The following is an 18,472-nucleotide window of genomic DNA, read 5'->3' on the forward strand; positions in this document are numbered from 1 at the left end:
GGCTTTTGTCATAAAAAATTGAACTGCGAACTAAACATGGGGCCCCCACACTGCTCGGTAGAGGACACAGAAGCTCTTATTTTTACTTTTCGGGTATGTTTTATGGCTTAAGCGGACTCAGGGTACCTTATTTAGGTAAAAACAGGTTGAAATCAGGCCATTTGTACTAAATAAGGTATCCTGTGTCCGCGAACAAGCCCATTAACCCTAATTTTGGGCAAATAAGGGCTTTGGTGTCCGCTAATTTACTTATTTTAGTATAGTCTTAAATTTTCGCAGTATCCGTAAACTGCTAACTAAGCAGGGGGCTAGCGACTGCTTGGTATCGGACTGAGGATGCCTTATTTACCTTTTTTACCTTTATTTTGAGGATTAACGGACACACGATTCCTTATTCAGCTAAAAAACATGATTTTCAACTGTTTTTAACCTAATAAGGAATCCTGAGTCCGATAACAACCGCAGTTGCCCTTATTTTACCCAAATAAAGGATCGTGTGTCCGCTAGCTGACTTCCTGCATGCAACCTTTCCAGTACGGTTGAATATGTTACTTCACTGGCCTTGCCTGCAGCGGAAATCAACGTTGCTGTTACTATAATTATAAATTTTCACCAGTTCGCAGTTAGCTTCAATTACGAATGTTAAACAGAAAAAAAACTTGCAAATAGTACCTTAAATTAAGTTTACGAAAAAAGGGATTATTATAATACCAAATGCGACAAATGCAATCGCAATTGAACCTATTTTATTTTTTGTTCTCCATAGCTGTATGGAAAACCCAAACGTATATACGAAGATTATCCCCAAGATAATCCAAATTACAATTCCCATATTTAATCCCTAATTTCCTTTATTTTTGGTACTTCACTTTGGCGGCCGAATTGTCCAAATGTCACTTTTACAATAATGTTCACTTTCATTTCAGGATAGGTTTTCATCCAGTTATATTCTTCATATGCTGGAATTGTCAAAAATTCTTTTCTCGCAATTAACGACCAACCGAATGGTTCAGCCTTAAATTCTTCTTGTGTACGTTTAACGAATTTCTCCATCTTTTTCTCGAGTTCACGCTCGATAGACTTTCTTAATTTCTCTCGTTTAGATAAATCTTTCTCATAGTCAATCATACTGTGGGCTGATAAGATTTCAATCTCAAAAGGGATGGTCACGTCAATTTTTGGTGTATCTTCAAACAAGTGCATCTCTACTTTATTTGCCTTCTTCTTATTCACTCGTGCCGCAACACGGTACTTTTCATTAAATGGATCTTGATAGGTGGTTAAAATATCTGAAGCATTTAATGTTGGGTTTAACACAATCGATATTCGTGTTTCATCTGCAGATAATTTCCCAATCATTCTGCCTTCCTTGAATACTGCAGAACCAGCAAAGTTAGTTTGGTTTGTTTGTCCTTCAAATTTAAATTGTCCTGCTCTAAATTTATCATTATCTTGGTCCTGTTCATCTTGTGTAGTTTCTGTCGTGCCATACATTGCAAGAAAAAGATCCGCATCTGATTCGGTAATACGAAAATATTGAATAAGCTGTGATTCAGGCAACATTCCTGTTTCTACACCACGTTCAAGTATTAGTTCAAAGTATTTGTGTGGTCTGGTTTCGAGTCTTGGTTTGTTATTTGTAAAAAAATCCGTTGCGCTTTCCTTGGAGACAACTAAATTTACATCGCGACGAATTTCAGGATCCTTTGTTGCATCGTACATCCAACGAATAAAGTCATCGTCTCTCGCAAATTCTTCTGATGCTACTACGACACCTAATAAATCGTACGTAATCTCTTTTGCAATTACAACGTTGGCAGCATTCCTAGCAGTTGTAATGTCATCAGTAACAAATGATATAATCTCGTAAGGAGGCTCCTCGGTTCCTCCTCCTTGAACTTGAGAACCGTATTCAGGATTGCTTATCAAGTAGGTGATTTTGATTCGATCTTCATTTTCCGCTTTATCCAACCCAAGTGCAATAACATACGCTCTTTCTTCAATTTGACTTTGGTTCCAGCAACCACTCAGCGTAATTAATAAAACGATTAGGCAGGTTAATTTTAGGATGTGTTTATGACTTTTCATTTTTATAGTCTCCTTTAAACTTTGCCAACATCCACATGATGCATGGCAAGCTAAAGAAAATAGGTGTTACAACGATTAGTAGGTAATCTCTTAACTGTGACAGTGCAAATGATTCATTTTCAATTAACATGCCAATTAATAAAAATAGTGTTGCCAATGCAGGGATTGCATGTTCAAATTCTTTTATACGAAATAGTCTCCCAAACAATATTCCATTTAAATAAAGATAGACGGCAAATCGAATAAACGACGCAATTAACCAAAAGGGAAAGAAAAATGTTTCAACGTTTGATAGGAATCCAAAGTTAATGTAACGAATTACTTCATGAAATGGATAATTTAACATGCGGATGGATTCATAATCGAACAACATAATATATGCCAGAATAGATATCGTTAACTCAAAAATTAAGATTATAAAGGCAATCCATGTACCTTTTTTAAAGTCATTATTGTTTCGGATATAAGGTCTTAAAAGACAAAGGTAGAGTATATCTCCATATATAGAAAGTCGTAATAAACTTTCCTTTACAACTTCCCATTCTCCTGGACCGAAAAATGGATAGATAAATGCCATATTACCTTGAAATAAGGTTAAGATTAACGCAATAAATAGTGATACTTTAATGTAGGGTAGGAGTGCTATAGCAACCGAACCTATTTGCTCTAATCCACGTCTTGCTCCATAAGCACATACAACCATCAAGACTAAGTAAAGTACTATTGTCGGGGTTCTAGTAAAATACATGGTACCAATAATGTCGGTATAAATAGCACTGTCAATAATGATGGCGGCAGAACCTACTACCCATAACGCAAATATGATGAAGAAACCAAAGTATTTTCCGAATAGATGAACAATGATTTCTAATAAACTTTTTTTCTCATAGTACATCATTATTTTTATCAGTAGGTAAATTGGGATAACTGAAACGATTGCATTGATTATTGGTGTCATCCACGCAGCATTGTACAATGGATGATATAAAATAGCTGGGGTATCATCGGCTAACTTTGTTCCGATTGTCAGCAAAACAATCGCTACATATTCCCAAATTCCAATTTTACCAGTACTTTTTTCCATATTATTTCTCCCGTTTCCTTTTCATATCTTTTGGTTTTATGTAACCTGGCCGGAAAATTTCGCTTTTCAGCACACGTCTAAAGATTGTATCACCTGATGAAAGGTATTTTGGCGTCAATGGTGACAAGTACGGGACTCCAAATGACTTTATTCCTACCATGTAGAACATCCCAAGTACAAATGCCGCTGTTATTCCATAGATACCAAACAATCCAGCGGCAATGATAAATACAAATCGTAATAATCGTACCGCGAAATTTAAACTTATATTACCGACTGCAAAAGAACTGAGCCCACCCAAAGCTACGACAATTACCACGATGGGACTTACAATATTTGCCTGAACTGCAGCTTGACCCAATATTAACGCACCAACAATTCCAATGGTTGGACCAATGGGGGTCGGTACACGAAGGCCAGCTTCACGAATTAGTTCAAAGGCAATTTCTAAAATCAATACCTCCATAACAGCAGGCAAAGGAACTTTTTCCCTGGTAGCAGCAATTGCAAGAAGTAAATCAGGAGGCACCATCTCAGCGTGAAAATTGGTTACGGCTACGTAAAAAGCGGAAGTAAACAAAGCTATAAATATGGCTACAATCCGCAAAAGTCGAGTGAAATTACCATATAAAATACTTAAATTTCGATCATCTGGAGAATGAAAAAACGACCAGAAAGTAGCAGGCATTATTAGTGCCTCGGGAGAATTGTCCATAAGTAACACAACATAACCATCTTCTAAGAATGCTGCAGCGCGATCTGGTCGTTCGGTAATTAATGTTGTAGGAAAAATAGGATATTTTTTCTTTTCAATTAATTGTTCCAGAACAGCGAGATTTGGAACATAATCTATATCGAGCTGATTTAATCGGTCGTTGACATCCGTTAGTAACTCCTCGTTTACTAAATCTTTGACATAACCAACGAATAAGTTGTTTTTGGATCTTTTGGATACGGTAGTTGCTTGAAATACTAGATCCTCACTCTTTATTTTTTTTCGAATGAGAGATATGCTTGTCATTACTTTTTCATTAAATGCTTCCTTTGATCCAAGTAGTGAAATCTCATTTTCAGCTTTATCAATACCTCTACCTTGAAAATTGGACGCACTAATAATATAGGCGCTATCATCGCCGTCAACGAAAAGAGCAACATTTCCTTTATTGATTTCAGACAATATATCGCTAATCTTTTGTTTGGTTGAAACAGATTGTATGGATACGATGTCTACAATTTTTTTAGTTGATTCTTTGTTTAGTAGTAAAGGGCTTATTACCTGTTCTTCCAATACTTGTGTATCTGTAATTGTATTAATATAAAGTGCTGAAGCTTTTTTATTTATTCCACCGATAAAAATGTCACGGAATTTAACATCATTGTTTTTAGGATACGAGTATATGGATTTGAATGTGTTGGTGGATTTATCTAGTTTTTTGGGGATATTCTGCTCTTTTAGTTCAATTGTTTCCTGTGATGATTGTTGTTTATATAGTTTGTCGACATCCTTATAGATATAACGGTTAATTAGTTTATTAAACATACAATCCACTCCGACTTCTTGTTTTTCTTAGGTTGTACGTGAATGGAAGTAATTATGTACGGAGAAAAATCGAGAATAAAAAAGCCGCCTTCAATCGAAAGCGGTTTAGCTATAGTCCTTCACAAACTAATCCATCGCCTTCACCATCGAGACGGTGTGGATCAATTTCTGGACCACCTGCAGCTTCAAAAAAAGCTTGTGCTTCTTCTTGTGATGTGAAATCTCCACAATCTCTGTCTGGTCCAGTTGGGTCGTATTTAAATATGTTATTATTATTTGGATTAGCTGATACTGTTTCTGAACGAAAACCATCTTTCGTTATATAGCCATCAATGCTCCAAATTCCAATTTTATTTTTTTTTGCGGTTGCTTCAATCTTGCGGAAATCTTCCACGTACTTATCATTTGGAGGATAAACGTATGCTACTCGCGCTAGACCTTTTTCTAGCAATAACTTATTAAACATCTGTCCATCATTCGTATAGACGTATGCAAGCAAGCGATCATATTTATCTCGTTTCTCTGTTCCAAATTCGAGTAGAATCGGTTCATTTGTTGAAAATGTTTTATCCATGAGTTTACTAGCTTCGTCTCCAAATGGTTGATCAGGAATATTTGGATGTTTCGTTTCTGGTGTGTCAACCAGCAATAGTCGTACATACTCTTCATTACCGTTTACATTAGCAATTAGTGTATCTCCATCAACTGTTCGAACGAATGTTGTTTGATCTTCAGAGGTCGAACAACCTGTTAGTAGAATGAATAGAAAGACAATGCCAAAGCTTTTTTTAAGCATAAAAAAACAGCTCCTTTTGTGCCTCAAATTATACACGAAAAGAAGCTATCCGACTATTTCAAGTAAGGTGAAAGTAAATCAATTGCTTGCTGTAACTTTTTACTGTTTTCTTGATACATTTGATTGGTTGCTTGATTCTCTGTTTCCAATGAAAAAAGTTCTAAATCTGCTTGGCATTTTTTTAATGACGCAAGTAATAGAGGTTTTTCAGTTGGTTCTGCAACAGCTAGTTTGTCATCGTAAAGGTCTAACGTAAGCTGTCCATCTGTATCTGCTTGTGCTAAAAATACATTTTCGATACTAACATTAAGTTTGTCTAGTTCTGTTTCTAACCAATTCGTATTAAGGGAGAGGTTTGCTAATGGCTCTAATAGTACTTTACCATCCATAATCACTGTTTGTGGTTCTTTTTCCGTCGGAAGCTTCATACCAAGAACTTTAGCAGTTATTGGCTGGTTTTCTTTTTTTTGCATGACATTTAATGTACCAGATGGTTCAAGAATTGCAAATTCTACATCAGCTGCACGATAGATGTTTTTATCTCGTAATTTTTCAAGTAATTCATCGGTAGTAAATCGTTCCTTTTTTAAATTATCTTCCATAACCTTGCCATCCTGAATGAATATGGTACTTTTACCTTCCATGAAATTACGAAATCTTTTACTTTTTAATGACAAATATTCGACACCAAGCGGAATAGTAAACCAGATAAATAAGGCCGCGAGAGCATGACCAATGTCTGTGGTCGTGTCAGCTGCATGCATGGCAACAATGCTACCAATAACGATACCTGTTATATATTCAAAAATATTCATTTCTGAAAGTTGCTTCTTACCCAATCCTTTTGTAATGAAAAATAAAATGACGAGTAAGAGAAACGATCTTATCATGATATTAACCCATTCTGGCATATGAAAAATCCTTTCTAGCTTTTATATTGCGGTTCTTCTCTTGAAAGGTACATAACCTGTTCCTGCAAATCGCCTTTAACCTCTTGTATTATAGCGGTTACCTCTTGATACAATTTTTTCGTTTGCTGGTCCTGTGTTTTATTCGCTAATAATTCTAACGTAGCTTCCGCGCTTTTAAGGGAAGAATAACAACCTTTTACTTGTGATCCAACAGTCATATTTCGTTTCCTCCTTATTAGCCTTTTGGTTTAAAAAAAATAGCGCCGATCATGCCGAAAATGATAGCAGCTGAAATACCTGAGCTAGTTACCTCAAACATTCCCGTGACAACTCCAATTAGTCCATGTTGCTCAGCCTCAGCCATCGCTCCGTGCACTAAAGAATTTCCGAAACTGGTAATGGGAACGGTTACCCCTGCACCGGCAAAATCAATTAGCGGTTCGTAAAGACCGAATCCGTCTAAGATAGCACCGGCTACAACTAAAATACTTAGTGTATGACCAGGTGTCAGCTTGAAAACGTCAAACATGATTTGGCCGATAACACAAATTAGACCACCTATAACAAATGCCCAGAAAAAAATCATTGTATATCACTTCCCATTTCGATGGAGACTGCGTGTGCAATGCAAGGAATTGGATCTTTTTGTTGCACACTAAGAGTTGAATGTAAAGCACCGGTGGCCACTACTAAAATGCGATTAAGTTGACCTTGCTTCATTTGATTTAAAAAATGACCATACGTTACAACTGAAGAACAAGCTGCACCGCTTGCGCCGGCTAAAACGGGTTGTCCTTCGCGATAAATAGTTAATCCACAATCTACGTATTGATCTTCGTTGATCGGAACACCTTCTTTTTTTAGAAGATCTAATGAAACCTCTCTACCAATATGACCTAAATCACCTGTAATAATTAAATCATAATAAGAAGGTTCCACATTACGTTCTCTCAAATGAGTTTCGATCGTGTCAACCGCAGCAGGAGCCATTGCACCACCCATATTAAACGGGTCTGTAATACCCATATCGACCACTTTACCAACAGTTGCTGAGGTTATTTTAGGGCCATTTCCTTCTTTTGCCACTAATGCACATCCAGCTCCAGTAACCGTCCATTGTGCGGTAGGAGGTTTTTGTCCACCATATTCAGTAGGATAACGAAATTGTTTTTCCGTAGCTGCATTATGACTAGAGCTGCCACTTAATATATAATCAGCCCCATTGCCATTGATTAAAAATGCAGCTAATGCAAGGCTTTCCATTGATGTAGCACAAGCACTAAACAATCCAAAATATGGGAGATCTAGTGTTTTCGCTGTAAAGCTTGAAGGAGTTATTTGATTAATTAAGTCACCACTAATAAAAAACTGTACTTGTTCTTTTTGGATAGAACTATTTTTAACTGCTAACTGACAAGCTTCCTCCATCATTGTCTGTTGTGCTTTTTCAAATGATGATTGATTGAGCCACATATCATCATGTAATAAATCAAAGTCATTTGGAATATTACCGTTTGCTTCAAATGGGCCACCGACTGTTCCAGTTGAAATAATGACGGGTTTATTCTCAAATATCCATGTTCGATGACCGACTATCATAAATTAACCCCCCACTGAATAAGAAGCGTTTTGACTAAAGCAACGATAAATGCCGAGAAAACACCAAATAATACAACCGATCCTGCTAATTTAAACATATTAGAACCAACACCCAATACAAAGCCTTCAGTACGGTGTTCAATGCATGCAGAGACAACAGCGTTACCAAATCCTGTTACAGGAACCGCTGATCCTGCACCTGCAAATTGGCCAATCCGATCATACACACCGAATCCAGTTAGTAACATTGTGATAAAAATTAGAGTTGCAACGGTAGGGTTTCCAACTGTTTGTTCCGTAAAATCAAAAAAATAAATGTAGAATGTAGAAATTAATTGACCAATAAAACAAATAAATCCACCTACAAAAAATGCTTTTATACAGTTTTTTAATACCGGACGTTTTACTTCTCTTTGTTGTTGAAAATCCTGGTATTGTTGCGCTTCTGGAGGTAAGTTTTTCTTTTTTTTATCAGCCATAATAAGTCACTCTTTCATTTATGTTTTTTCATGCGATAGTTTAAGCAAATGCTTTACTTTTTTCTCAAATGTTTGCTTTGTTATTGATTTATTGGACACTTGCTTCGTTAATTCTTTAAGTTCAATGACTAACTTTTGATCAGTTGATACCTCTGTCTTTAATTTTGGAAACTGTTTTTTTATTTTAGATGCTATCTTTTTTCTGATATTAGCTAGCTTTAATCGATCATGATGGTGAATTTCAAAAGCTATTAACAACTGTTTCTTCGTATTAACAGCATATATATTGGTTGTTTCATCATATTTTTGTAGTATGTTTTTAGCTTCTTTTGCTGGAGCTTGATCTGGTAAAGAAGACATACTGATTTTCGATGGTTCTGTTTCTTGATTTGTTGAAGTTTCTGGTTGTGCTGTTGAATTACATGCAACGAGTAAACAAAGGACAAGTAATAATAAATACCTTACAGTGTTCAATTTTTCATCACCTACTTAAACTGAGATATGTAGTAGGGGGTTGAAGATTAAACATTCAACCCTAACTTTGAGATGGTTTTCTTTTTTATGTTTCTTACTGTTTCTAAACAGTTGCCTACTCTTTTGATTGTCCGGCTACGGTTCCTTACTTATGCGTCCGCTTTTGAGCAGTCGCCTTCGCTTTTCTTTGTCCAGCTATGGCTCCTATCGTCTAGCAAATAGTTGGTCATGACGAACGTAGGGAAAAGACACCCTACTTTTCACATGCCCATCTATTTGTACGACGATAAGCAGTCGCCTTCGCTTTTCTTACTACATATTTTTATATTGGGGTTCTTCTTTTTCAATTTCCTGTAAACGTGGTTCAACGCTTTGTAGTATTGTGGTCGTTTGTTGTGCAGCATTTTCATATATCTGTTTCGCTTGTTTATTTTGTGTTTGTAAAGCAAACTGCTCAAAGCTTGCTTGTGCGCTTTTTAATCCAGCAATTGTTTGTTTAACCTGACTTGATACTGTCATTAGATACCCTCCTTTTAATTGTCATCACTTATTAGAATTGTATTTTTTGTCGTTATTATGCTTTTTATTTATTTCCTTTTTATGTTAATCTTATATTGAGATAAAAAACTGAATTATTTTAATTAAAATGAAACTTTTTTACAGTTTGATTCGTCTTATAAGGTAGAATTTGTCAGGAGGGACTACACCTTGAAGAAAAAAATCATCTATTTATTTATTCTATCTATAAGTATATTAGCTATCCTATTTTTCTTACTAAACGGTCTTGGGAAAGCATCATTAGTTTCTACGCATCAAACAGCTCATAGAAGTGTGGGCGGTGCTGAGGACTTTGTATTACATATTCGTGTAGAAGATGCCGATGGCAAAATTAAAGTATATCGCTCTATCCAATATAAGGGAGAAAAACCAATAGAAATCGAACACCAAACACCACTTATTTCTGTATCGTTGGACCAACCAAATCATGACTTTACTGGTAGTACAGTTAAGGAGGAAATGAAGAAAGGGGACAGTTACTATCCTCAGTCAGCAAAAATAATTAAAATTCCTGAGAGAGGAGTTTACACTTTGTATTGCTTAGCAAAATTCCAAATCGACGGAGTATTACAGAAAATTGAATATGAAGAGGAGTTAACGTTCCAATAACTAAACCTAGCACTCAATGTGCTAGGTTTAGTTATTGGAAGCTTATTCTAATTCCAGTGAAATTGTTTCGGTATTCGACTGGTTCTTTTGCCATTCGGAAAGCTCTTCTTTAGTAGGTTCCGGTATAGCTGGAATAGTGATGGAAAGTGAATCATCAGTGTTCCAATTTGTTGATAATATTGGCCAAGTGTAATCAAGTATTTCTTTATTATTAGTTACGTTTTCTATTGATAAAAGCTCCCATTCAGTTAGTTCCACTACTACTATGTTTCCCAAGGCTAAAGGCATTTCTTTATTTCGAGTAAAGTGAATAAGCACCTTTGTATTGTCAGGTGAAAGTTTAATTTCTTTTAATTGTGCTAAATCTGCCACTAGATATGCTTGATTACCTTCACTTTTATCAAGCAATAAATAGGAGCAGTTTTCATTTTTACAAGAAAACTCTAATAAATATAAATGACTGTTTTCATACTCAATTGGTTGAAGATTCATCTGTTCAACAGTCTTTTCTCGATCACTGCTTGCGCTTAAGTATGCATTTAATATCGGGACCATTTCTAGGTTAATCATTACTTTTTCCTCTGGAAGTATGAATTCGATGAGTTCATCCACTTCATTTTCGTCATCATCCTTTTCAGGTTGTTCAACTAGAGTTGGTTCAATATGCGATTTATCTGGGGATGATTCCTTTTTGACAATTACTTGTTGTTCATTATGACATGCTACGAGTAACAGAAGAATGGCGAACAATGGAACATATCTTTTCATAACGGCACTCCTATTAAAATTAATAATTAGAAAATAGCTAATTTTAATTATACAGGAATCGTGTTTAGAAAAAAGATAAATTTTTTAAGAATCATAGCAGAAGAGGGTGGGACAAAAGTAAATTTAGCAAAGAAAATCGGAACTATTATATAAATTGGTAAAAAAACCGCTCCGGAAATATACTTCGCTTTCCGCGGGTGGCTGGTGAGCCTCCTCGTGCTGCGCACTCCGGGGTCTCACCGATGCCATTCCTCCCGCAGGAGTCTACGTATATTTCCGGAGCTAGTATCAGCCATTGTCCGTCATTTCAATTAGTTATGTCCCAGCCTCGTTGAACTAAATATTCTTATTGTCCTCGTGTTCATCATGCGCACCATGGGACAAATAATCCTCTTGAAGTTCCTCTTTTTCTTCTATTGTTAAAGAGGAATCGTTATTAGGATTTTTCTTCTTATTTGAAAGCATAAGAATGATTACTATTACTACTATAGCTATTACGATATATACCCACATCATTTATATCACCTCTAAAACATTGGAAATACATAGGTAATTAAAAACCAAAGAATACCGAAAAAAATGATTAAGTAGGACGCATATTTTATTAATGCAACGCCAACTTTACTTGAATCAGACTTTTTCTCGCGATGCTCTACCTCAACTTCTCTTTCCCTTCGTTCATCCATATGATCACTCCTCTTTATTATTGCTAGTTATTACTAAATAATACCCTTTATCACATTAGTGAAACATGGAACAATTAGAGAAGATGAAAATATTATTTCTTACTAAAATTTGTTAAACTAGTTATAAGCTAAATATATGTTGAAAGGACTTTGAATCGATGATAAAAATGCGAAAGCCAATGCCAGTGGAGGAAGCGATTAAAAGAGTCATGGCTTTTCAGAAAAAAGGGGAAACGGAACTTATTTCAATTGATGAATGTGATGGTAGAAGGCTGGCTGAACCGGTAGTTACAAAACATCCAGTACCACCATTTAATAAATCACCATATGATGGATTTGCATTTCATTCTGTTGATACGAAACATGCATCACGTGAGAATCCTGTAACATTTGAAGTCATCGAACATGTTGGGGCAGGACACGTGCCGCAAAAAAGAGTGTCAACTAATCAAGCTACACGTATTATGACTGGTGCTCAGTTGCCGGAAGGTGCAAATTGTGTGGCGATGTTTGAAATTTGTAACGAGTTTAATAAGGATGGAAAAGAATATATATCAATAAAGCGTAAAATGGAACCTCAGCAAAATGTGGTCTTAGAAGGTTCTGAGATTGATGAAGGGATCGAGTTAATTTCTATTGGTTCCATTATTAATCCCGGAGTAAAAGCATTATTAGCCACTTTTGGTTATCAAAGGATACGTGTTGTAAAAAAACCGGTAGTAGGAATTTATGCTACTGGAACTGAATTACTTGATGTGGATGAGAAGCTTGTACCGGGTAAAATTCGCAACTCAAATGCATCCATGATTATGTCACAGATTAAACGTATTGGTGGAGAGCCAATTTATTTTGGTAAGTTGATCGATGAATTTGACTCTAGTTTTTCCTCTATAAAGGAAACACTTGAGAAAGTTGATATACTAATTACAACAGGTGGCGTTTCAGTAGGGGATTATGACCTAATGCCAGCTATATACGAAAAACTAAATGCAAATGTATTATTTAATAAAGTAGCGATGAGACCTGGAAGTGTAACTACAGTTGCAGCAGTAGAAGATAAACTTTTATTCGGGCTTTCTGGAAATCCTTCCGCATGCTATGTTGGATTTGAATTATTTGCTCGGCCAATTTTACAATCTTTTGTGCGAAGTCAACAGCCCTTTTTAAAAAGATCGCAGGCAATAATGGTCGATGATTTTCCAAAACCAAATCCATTTACAAGGTTTATTCGGGGAAGTATTTTTATCGAAAATGGACAGGTGAAGGCTACATTAGCAGGAATTGATAAATCTAACGTGGTGACTTCATTAGCATTTACAAATGGATTTATTGTTTTACCCGGTGGAACCAGAGGTTATACGAAGGGTTCTGTGGTCGATGTACTTTGGATTGAAGATTTAGATGGACAAGCTACGTATTAACAAAGAGGTGATAGGAATGGTTCAGTCTAGAGCTCCAATTACTGATCATTTTGGAAGAGAATTAAAGGATTTGCGAATTTCCGTTATTGATAAATGTAATTTTCGTTGTTCGTATTGCATGCCTAAAGAAATATTTGGCGACGATTATGTTTTTCTACCGGAAAATGAGTTGTTAAGCTTTGATGAGATAGTCCGTTCAGCTGAGCATTTTGCAAGGCTAGGGGTTGAAAAAATTCGAATCACCGGTGGAGAACCATTAATGAGAAAAAATTTAGAAGACCTTATTAAGCGACTTACCAAGATAGATGGAATCAACGATATTGCGTTGACTACAAATGGCGTGTTTTTACCCCGTAAAGCACGAAAGTTGAAAGAGGCAGGATTACAACGTGTAAATATTAGTTTGGACGCGATAGAAGATGAAGTTTTCACGAAAATAAATGGAAAAGATGTCGTTGCGCGTCCCGTTTTAAAAGGGATAGAAGCAGCCCAAGATGCTGGCTTACAAGTGAAAATAAATATGGTAGTTAAAAAAGGAATGAATGACAGCCAAATACTACCTATGGCTAAATATTTTAAAGGACAAAATATTATCCTTCGATATATTGAATTTATGGACGTTGGTAATCATAATGGTTGGAATCTGAATAATGTTATTTCAAAACAACAAATCATTGATATAATAAATGAAGAGATGCCAATCGTTCCAATTAGTCCCAATTATCATGGTGAGGTTGCAACGAGATACAAGTATGAGGATGGAGAGGGGGAAATCGGTGTAATTTCTTCAGTTTCCGATTCATTTTGTAGCTCTTGTACGCGTATCCGTTTAGCAGCTGACGGGAAATTATATACGTGTTTGTTCGCTTCAGGTGGTTATGATTTACGCCGTGATTTACGCGCAAATTTATCGGATGACGCGTTATCCAATAACTTGCAGTCCATTTGGCGTAAACGAACCGACCGCTACTCGGATGAACGTTCCAATGAAAACCCGAAAAGGAAGAAAATTGAAATGAGTTATATTGGTGGATAAGTTGATTTGATACAAGGAGGTGGATGGATGAAAACATTTAAATTGAGCTCCTTAGAAATAGTCGAAAATAAAGATGACGATATTGTCCTACATGATATTCCTCTGTTAGATGGTTTAGTAATAAATCGAGAGGATGAGAATAATCGTTGGGTTATTGAGGCATTCATTGAAAATGATCATTTCGATAACTTTCAAATGCTAAAGGAACAAGATGACACAGTAATGCTTCAAGTGAAAATTACAAAAGAAACGAACACGCCAGCAACATTCATCACCTCTATTTTATCGATAAATGAAATTGGCAACCGCATGAATGTTATATTTATGGGTACAATAGTAGATCAACGAAAAGGTATTGTAAAAGATATGTTAAAAAAGTTAATCGAAGAAGGCTATCAGGGCGAATCGTTGTATAAAAAATTTAAAGAGCTGATAGAACAAGGTTAGTAGTTTATGGCTACTGGCCTTTTTTTCAGCATCTGTGAAGTAATTGCACCAGAAGGATGAAAGGGAGTTCGGAACGGTAATCAATGTTGCACTTACTTCGCGATTCACATTCAATGCGATATAAACATAAATAGCATCACACTTTACTAACTGTTTACAAAGAATTGTCGAAATCGAAGGCAAAACCTTCTTATGCCTGTTATAATGAGTTTAAGTTTTGTAGAAATTTACCGATATATAAGATGAAAGTATTAAGGAGACGCTTTATGGTGTTATATTTTTTAAAGTTTGGCTGGTTAAATAAGTTATCACCAGTACAGTTAATTTTATTTTTCTACTGCGTCGCAGTTATTGTATCAACAGGAATCTTAGCAATGCCTATTGCACATGAAGAAGGTGTTGATGTAGCATTAGTCGATATACTATTTGTTGCAGTTAGTGCTATTAGTGTTACTGGACTAACACCGATAAGTATTCCAGATACGTTTAGTATGACTGGTTATTTTTTAATAGCCTTAATTCTTCAGTTTGGTGCAGTAGGTATTATGGCAATTGGTACATCAATCTGGGTTATTTTAGGAAAGAAAATTGGGTTAAAAGAACGTCGTTTAATTATGACCGACCAAAATCAAACCTCATTTGCAGGTATGGTGCGATTAATAAAACAAATTTTAATCGTTATTTTTACGATAGAATTTCTTGGTTTTCTTATATTAGGAACATATTTTCTTCAGTATTTTCCAACAGCTGGTGAAGCATATTTAAACGGTTTTTTTAGCTCAATTAGTGCTACAACGAATGGCGGATTTGACATAACAGGAAGTTCATTGATTATGTTTAAGGATGACTATTTCGTTCAGTTTATAACGATGCTCCTAATAATTTTTGGAGCAATAGGGTTTCCTGTACTAATTGAAGTAAAAGAATATATGTTTGCGAAAGCAGAAGTACGTAAGGGATTAAGGTTTTCTTTATTTACAAAGGTAACAACATTGACGTTTTTTGCATTAATTGTGGTTGGTGCGATTTTTATCGCTATATTTGATGCAGGTAATTTTTTTAAAGGCAAAGCTTGGCATGAGGTATTATTCTTCTCTTTGTTTCAATCGGTTACAACGAGAAGTGGAGGATTATCTACAATGGACGTTAGTTTATTGACAGAACAAAATCATCTTTTTATGTCATTTCTGATGTTCATAGGTGCATCGCCGAGTAGTGCAGGTGGGGGAATTAGAACCACGACATTTGCATTGGTTCTCATATTTATTATTACATACGCTCGTGGTGGGGCAAGCATCCGTATTTTTAAACGTGAAGTACATCAAGAAGATTTGTTAAAGGCTGTAACAGTGTCACTGATGGCAATTGCGTTCGTATTTGTTTCTATTTTAGTTATTTCGATGGTAGAGCCTTATTCTTTATCTCAAATACTATTTGAAGTAACCTCAGCTTTTGGGACGGTAGGATTATCTCTTGGAATAACGAGCGAGCTCACAACACTAAGTAAGTTTGTTTTAATGATCTTAATGTTTATTGGGCGTGTAGGTATTATTACATTTTTGTTTATGTTTAAAAACAATAAAGCAAGTGGAAAGTTTCATTATCCGAAAGAAAAAATGATTATTGGATAATTTACAGCAGAAGAAAAGCAACTAAAGAGCGATGGAACATTCGCAAGCATCTAAAACTGGATTATTTCGAGGTCTTTGGAGGAGAATGTCATGTCAAAGGGGAAAGTAGAAATTCCGATCCACAATGGTGTTTTTACCCATTTAAAGGATGCCATATTATTTGTGGATGCAAAAGGTTTTATTATTAAGGGGAATGATGCTGCATTTTCATTGCTTAATATGAATGACGATAATAACGTATCTGTCTTTCAATATATGGACTTTGATTTATTACTAGATGATACGGAAAAACATTTGCTAATGGAATTAAAGAATGAGGATGGAAAGTTAATTGAAGTAAAGTCCATCCGTATTAATGATTCACTTTATTGCTTACTGATGAGCAACCTGTCTATTCGGGATAAAACAGAAGAAGTCAAAACATATATAAACCAACTTACTCATGCCACTTCAGAAGGAATGGTTATGTTCAATGAACAGAGGATTCTAGACTGTGACGAAAAATTTGCCATGATGTTTGGGTATGAGAAAGACGAAATGATGATTATGCATTTTTCTCAGTTTGTCGAAGAATATAATGGAGAAGGTTTAAATGGGGTTGTTTATAAAACAAGTGCTGAATCGCAAGTTTATACTGCAATAAAAAAAGACGGTAGTAGATTCCATGTTGAAATGATTGAGCAACCATACAATAATCACGGAAGTATTGTACGTGTAGCGATTATAAAAGATATTACCGAACAAATCGAAAATGAAAGACGTATTGAATTTATGGCTTATTATGATGAATTGACAGATTTGCCGAATCGAAATTTCTTTGTAAAAGCGTTAAGAGAGGCTGTAAATGAAGCAAAGGAAGCGAATGAAATGCTTGCCGTTTATTTTATTGACTTAGATTATTTTAAAGAGGTAAACGACACACTCGGCTATTCATTTGGAGATAAACTGCTTCAAGCATGTGGAGAAAAATTGAAATCATTTTTACAAACAGACACTTTTATTGCCCGTATGGGTGGAGATGAGTTCTTAATTTTACAGAGACATATAAATGGGAAAGAGGAAGCTGTCAATCTAGCAAAAAAATTAATTACGGAGTTTGAAAAACCAATAAAAATCGATGGGTATGAACTCTATATATCTATTAGTATAGGGATAAGTATTTTTCCAGAGAACGGATCAACAGCTAACGACCTAATAAAACATGCTGATTCTGCAATGTATGTAATTAAAGAACGTCATCGAAATAATTATAAGCTGTTTGAATCCTCGATATCGGAAAATTTCAAGAATATGCTAACAATGGAAACTGAACTAAGAAAAGCATTGATACATGGTCATTTTGAGCTTCATTATCAACCGCAGAAAAATCTTGGTTCAGGAAAAATTGTAGGGTTAGAAGCCTTGCTTCGTTGGAACCATCCAATTAACGGATATATACCACCTGATGAATTTATTCCATTGGCTGAAAAAACCGGATTAATTATTGAGATAGGTGATTGGGTATTAAAGGAGGCTTGTCAACAGAATAAGGCCTGGCAAGAAAAGGGGTATGATCCAGTTATCGTAAGTGTAAACCTTTCTGCCAAACAATTTCATCAAAAAGGATTAGTTGAGAACATTGAACAAATCCTACAAATGACCGGGTTAGACCCTTGTTATTTAGAATTGGAAATTACGGAAAGTATGGCCATGAGTAATGAAGATTCCATTATCGAAACGATGGAACGATTGCGTAAGCTTGGTGTTTGGGTTTCAATCGATGACTTTGGAACAGGATATTCTTCTTTGAAATATTTGAGTATTTTCCCTGTCACCAAACTAAAGATTGATAAAATGTTTATGGACGAAAATCAAAAACAGAATCAAGCAATAGTTAAATCCATTATTCATATGTCACACTCACTGAACATGAAGGTAATAGCTGAGGGTGTTGAAACGTATGAACAACTTTCATTTTTAGAGAATGAAAAGTGTGACGAGGTACAAGGATACTATTACAGTAAGCCGTTGCCACCTACACAGTTAACTAAGTTTTTTCATCAAGTTTAAATAGCGAAGGCAGTTAGTGAAAGCTGACTGCTTTTAGATTTCCAACAAAAGAAATAGAAAGTAATGATTTGACTAATACACATTGAATTTAAATGCGAACTAATTATAATTCATGCTTATGTAACAGCAATGTTGATTTCCACTGCGGGAAAGGCTAGTAAAGTAATAGTTTTTAGGGTACTGGAAAGATTGCATGCAGGATGTCAGCTTGCGGACACACGATCCCTTATTTGTGAAAAAGAAGGGTAAATCCGGTTGTTATCGGACTCAGGATTCCTTATTTGGGTAAAAACAGT

General features: G+C 35.6%; 20 protein-coding genes. 6 read left to right on the forward strand and 14 right to left on the reverse strand.

Annotation, left to right across the window (positions count from 1 at the left end):
• Positions 1-834: 834 nt before the first annotated feature.
• The 11 genes from ACY9Z2_RS09825 to ACY9Z2_RS09875 all read right to left on the reverse strand — a co-directional run bounded on the left by ACY9Z2_RS09825 (position 835) and on the right by ACY9Z2_RS09875 (position 9,490).
• Positions 835-2,088 (reverse strand): Ger(x)C family spore germination protein, encoded by a 1,254-nt coding sequence (locus ACY9Z2_RS09825; protein ID WP_463609458.1) that lies wholly within the window; start codon positions 2,086-2,088, stop codon positions 835-837.
• The gene (locus ACY9Z2_RS09830) at positions 2,075-3,172 is read right to left on the reverse strand and encodes a GerAB/ArcD/ProY family transporter (RefSeq protein ID WP_463609459.1); all 1,098 of its coding nucleotides are present in this window, start codon (positions 3,170-3,172) and stop codon (positions 2,075-2,077) included. Before ACY9Z2_RS09830 ends, ACY9Z2_RS09825 begins: the two co-directional genes overlap by 14 nt.
• Position 3,173: 1 nt before the next feature.
• Positions 3,174-4,712, reverse strand: coding sequence for a spore germination protein (locus ACY9Z2_RS09835; protein WP_463609460.1), 1,539 nt, complete (start codon positions 4,710-4,712; stop codon positions 3,174-3,176).
• Positions 4,713-4,821: 109 nt separating this feature from the next.
• Positions 4,822-5,508, reverse strand: a complete 687-nt coding sequence (locus ACY9Z2_RS09840; protein ID WP_463609461.1) for a thermonuclease family protein — start codon at positions 5,506-5,508, stop codon at positions 4,822-4,824.
• Positions 5,509-5,561: 53 nt separating this feature from the next.
• On the reverse strand, positions 5,562-6,419 hold the full coding sequence (locus tag ACY9Z2_RS09845; RefSeq protein ID WP_463609462.1) for a DUF421 domain-containing protein: 858 nt from the start codon (positions 6,417-6,419) through the stop codon (positions 5,562-5,564).
• Between the two features lie 14 nt (positions 6,420-6,433).
• Positions 6,434-6,637 carry a DUF1657 domain-containing protein gene (locus ACY9Z2_RS09850; RefSeq protein ID WP_463609463.1) on the reverse strand — a complete coding sequence of 68 codons (204 nt, stop codon included), beginning with the start codon at positions 6,635-6,637 and terminating at the stop codon, positions 6,434-6,436.
• Between the two features lie 17 nt (positions 6,638-6,654).
• Complete coding sequence (spoVAE, locus tag ACY9Z2_RS09855; RefSeq protein WP_463609464.1) at positions 6,655-7,005, reverse strand: stage V sporulation protein AE; 351 nt, start codon at positions 7,003-7,005, stop codon at positions 6,655-6,657.
• Complete coding sequence (gene spoVAD, locus ACY9Z2_RS09860) at positions 7,002-8,018, reverse strand: stage V sporulation protein AD (protein WP_463609465.1); 1,017 nt, start codon at positions 8,016-8,018, stop codon at positions 7,002-7,004. The genes spoVAE and spoVAD overlap by 4 nt, the downstream gene beginning before the upstream one ends.
• Positions 8,015-8,497, reverse strand: a complete 483-nt coding sequence (spoVAC, locus tag ACY9Z2_RS09865; RefSeq protein ID WP_463609466.1) for a stage V sporulation protein AC — start codon at positions 8,495-8,497, stop codon at positions 8,015-8,017. The genes spoVAD and spoVAC overlap by 4 nt, the downstream gene beginning before the upstream one ends.
• A gap of 18 nt (positions 8,498-8,515) precedes the next feature.
• Positions 8,516-8,971 (reverse strand): hypothetical protein, encoded by a 456-nt coding sequence (locus ACY9Z2_RS09870; RefSeq protein ID WP_463609467.1) that lies wholly within the window; start codon positions 8,969-8,971, stop codon positions 8,516-8,518.
• 312 nt (positions 8,972-9,283) lie between these two features.
• Positions 9,284-9,490 (reverse strand): DUF1657 domain-containing protein, encoded by a 207-nt coding sequence (locus tag ACY9Z2_RS09875; protein WP_463609468.1) that lies wholly within the window; start codon positions 9,488-9,490, stop codon positions 9,284-9,286.
• Between the two features lie 189 nt (positions 9,491-9,679).
• On the opposite strand from ACY9Z2_RS09875, the gene ACY9Z2_RS09880 reads away from it, so the two are divergent.
• A complete protein-coding gene (locus ACY9Z2_RS09880) occupies positions 9,680-10,138 on the forward strand; it encodes a hypothetical protein (protein ID WP_463609469.1) in 459 nt (152 codons plus the stop codon).
• A 42-nt stretch (positions 10,139-10,180) separates the two neighbouring features.
• Here the strand turns inward: ACY9Z2_RS09880 and ACY9Z2_RS09885 are convergent, their stop codons facing one another.
• From ACY9Z2_RS09885 to ACY9Z2_RS09895, 3 genes are all read right to left on the reverse strand, one after another.
• On the reverse strand, positions 10,181-10,906 hold the full coding sequence (locus tag ACY9Z2_RS09885; protein WP_463609470.1) for a hypothetical protein: 726 nt from the start codon (positions 10,904-10,906) through the stop codon (positions 10,181-10,183).
• A 336-nt stretch (positions 10,907-11,242) separates the two neighbouring features.
• Positions 11,243-11,422, reverse strand: a complete 180-nt coding sequence (locus tag ACY9Z2_RS09890) for a hypothetical protein (RefSeq protein ID WP_463609471.1) — start codon at positions 11,420-11,422, stop codon at positions 11,243-11,245.
• A gap of 11 nt (positions 11,423-11,433) precedes the next feature.
• Complete coding sequence (locus ACY9Z2_RS09895) at positions 11,434-11,592, reverse strand: hypothetical protein (protein ID WP_463609472.1); 159 nt, start codon at positions 11,590-11,592, stop codon at positions 11,434-11,436.
• 158 nt (positions 11,593-11,750) lie between these two features.
• Between ACY9Z2_RS09895 and ACY9Z2_RS09900 the strand changes: the two genes are divergently transcribed.
• From ACY9Z2_RS09900 to ACY9Z2_RS09920, 5 genes are all read left to right on the forward strand, one after another.
• Positions 11,751-13,013, forward strand: coding sequence for a molybdopterin molybdotransferase MoeA (locus ACY9Z2_RS09900; RefSeq protein WP_463609473.1), 1,263 nt, complete (start codon positions 11,751-11,753; stop codon positions 13,011-13,013).
• Positions 13,014-13,029: 16 nt separating this feature from the next.
• Complete coding sequence (gene moaA / locus ACY9Z2_RS09905) at positions 13,030-14,049, forward strand: GTP 3',8-cyclase MoaA (RefSeq protein WP_463609474.1); 1,020 nt, start codon at positions 13,030-13,032, stop codon at positions 14,047-14,049.
• A 27-nt stretch (positions 14,050-14,076) separates the two neighbouring features.
• Positions 14,077-14,496 (forward strand): YwpF family protein, encoded by a 420-nt coding sequence (locus ACY9Z2_RS09910; protein WP_463609475.1) that lies wholly within the window; start codon positions 14,077-14,079, stop codon positions 14,494-14,496.
• 242 nt (positions 14,497-14,738) lie between these two features.
• Complete coding sequence (locus ACY9Z2_RS09915; RefSeq protein ID WP_463609476.1) at positions 14,739-16,127, forward strand: TrkH family potassium uptake protein; 1,389 nt, start codon at positions 14,739-14,741, stop codon at positions 16,125-16,127.
• Positions 16,128-16,217: 90 nt separating this feature from the next.
• Positions 16,218-18,176, forward strand: a complete 1,959-nt coding sequence (locus ACY9Z2_RS09920; protein ID WP_463609477.1) for an EAL domain-containing protein — start codon at positions 16,218-16,220, stop codon at positions 18,174-18,176.
• Positions 18,177-18,472 lie beyond the last annotated feature (296 nt).

It is taken from the genome of Virgibacillus sp. GM2-2 (assembly GCF_055329585.1).

What these genes read in the sequence shown, in the direction of transcription:
- ACY9Z2_RS09890 (WP_463609471.1), bottom strand. Translation starts at nt 11,422, where the DNA reads ATGATGTGGGTATATATCGTAATAGCTATAGTAGTAATAGTAATCATT.
- ACY9Z2_RS09915 (WP_463609476.1), top strand. Translation starts at nt 14,739, where the DNA reads ATGAAAGTATTAAGGAGACGCTTTATGGTGTTATATTTTTTAAAGTTT.
- ACY9Z2_RS09850 (WP_463609463.1), bottom strand. Translation starts at nt 6,637, where the DNA reads ATGACTGTTGGATCACAAGTAAAAGGTTGTTATTCTTCCCTTAAAAGC.
- ACY9Z2_RS09830 (WP_463609459.1), bottom strand. Translation starts at nt 3,172, where the DNA reads ATGGAAAAAAGTACTGGTAAAATTGGAATTTGGGAATATGTAGCGATT.
- moaA (WP_463609474.1), top strand. Translation starts at nt 13,030, where the DNA reads ATGGTTCAGTCTAGAGCTCCAATTACTGATCATTTTGGAAGAGAATTA.
- ACY9Z2_RS09920 (WP_463609477.1), top strand. Translation starts at nt 16,218, where the DNA reads ATGTCAAAGGGGAAAGTAGAAATTCCGATCCACAATGGTGTTTTTACC.
- spoVAD (WP_463609465.1), bottom strand. Translation starts at nt 8,018, where the DNA reads ATGATAGTCGGTCATCGAACATGGATATTTGAGAATAAACCCGTCATT.
- ACY9Z2_RS09900 (WP_463609473.1), top strand. Translation starts at nt 11,751, where the DNA reads ATGATAAAAATGCGAAAGCCAATGCCAGTGGAGGAAGCGATTAAAAGA.
- ACY9Z2_RS09835 (WP_463609460.1), bottom strand. Translation starts at nt 4,712, where the DNA reads ATGTTTAATAAACTAATTAACCGTTATATCTATAAGGATGTCGACAAA.
- ACY9Z2_RS09825 (WP_463609458.1), bottom strand. Translation starts at nt 2,088, where the DNA reads ATGAAAAGTCATAAACACATCCTAAAATTAACCTGCCTAATCGTTTTA.
- ACY9Z2_RS09875 (WP_463609468.1), bottom strand. Translation starts at nt 9,490, where the DNA reads ATGACAGTATCAAGTCAGGTTAAACAAACAATTGCTGGATTAAAAAGC.
- ACY9Z2_RS09895 (WP_463609472.1), bottom strand. Translation starts at nt 11,592, where the DNA reads ATGGATGAACGAAGGGAAAGAGAAGTTGAGGTAGAGCATCGCGAGAAA.
- spoVAC (WP_463609466.1), bottom strand. Translation starts at nt 8,497, where the DNA reads ATGGCTGATAAAAAAAAGAAAAACTTACCTCCAGAAGCGCAACAATAC.
- spoVAE (WP_463609464.1), bottom strand. Translation starts at nt 7,005, where the DNA reads ATGATTTTTTTCTGGGCATTTGTTATAGGTGGTCTAATTTGTGTTATC.
- ACY9Z2_RS09885 (WP_463609470.1), bottom strand. Translation starts at nt 10,906, where the DNA reads ATGAAAAGATATGTTCCATTGTTCGCCATTCTTCTGTTACTCGTAGCA.
- ACY9Z2_RS09845 (WP_463609462.1), bottom strand. Translation starts at nt 6,419, where the DNA reads ATGCCAGAATGGGTTAATATCATGATAAGATCGTTTCTCTTACTCGTC.
- ACY9Z2_RS09910 (WP_463609475.1), top strand. Translation starts at nt 14,077, where the DNA reads ATGAAAACATTTAAATTGAGCTCCTTAGAAATAGTCGAAAATAAAGAT.
- ACY9Z2_RS09840 (WP_463609461.1), bottom strand. Translation starts at nt 5,508, where the DNA reads ATGCTTAAAAAAAGCTTTGGCATTGTCTTTCTATTCATTCTACTAACA.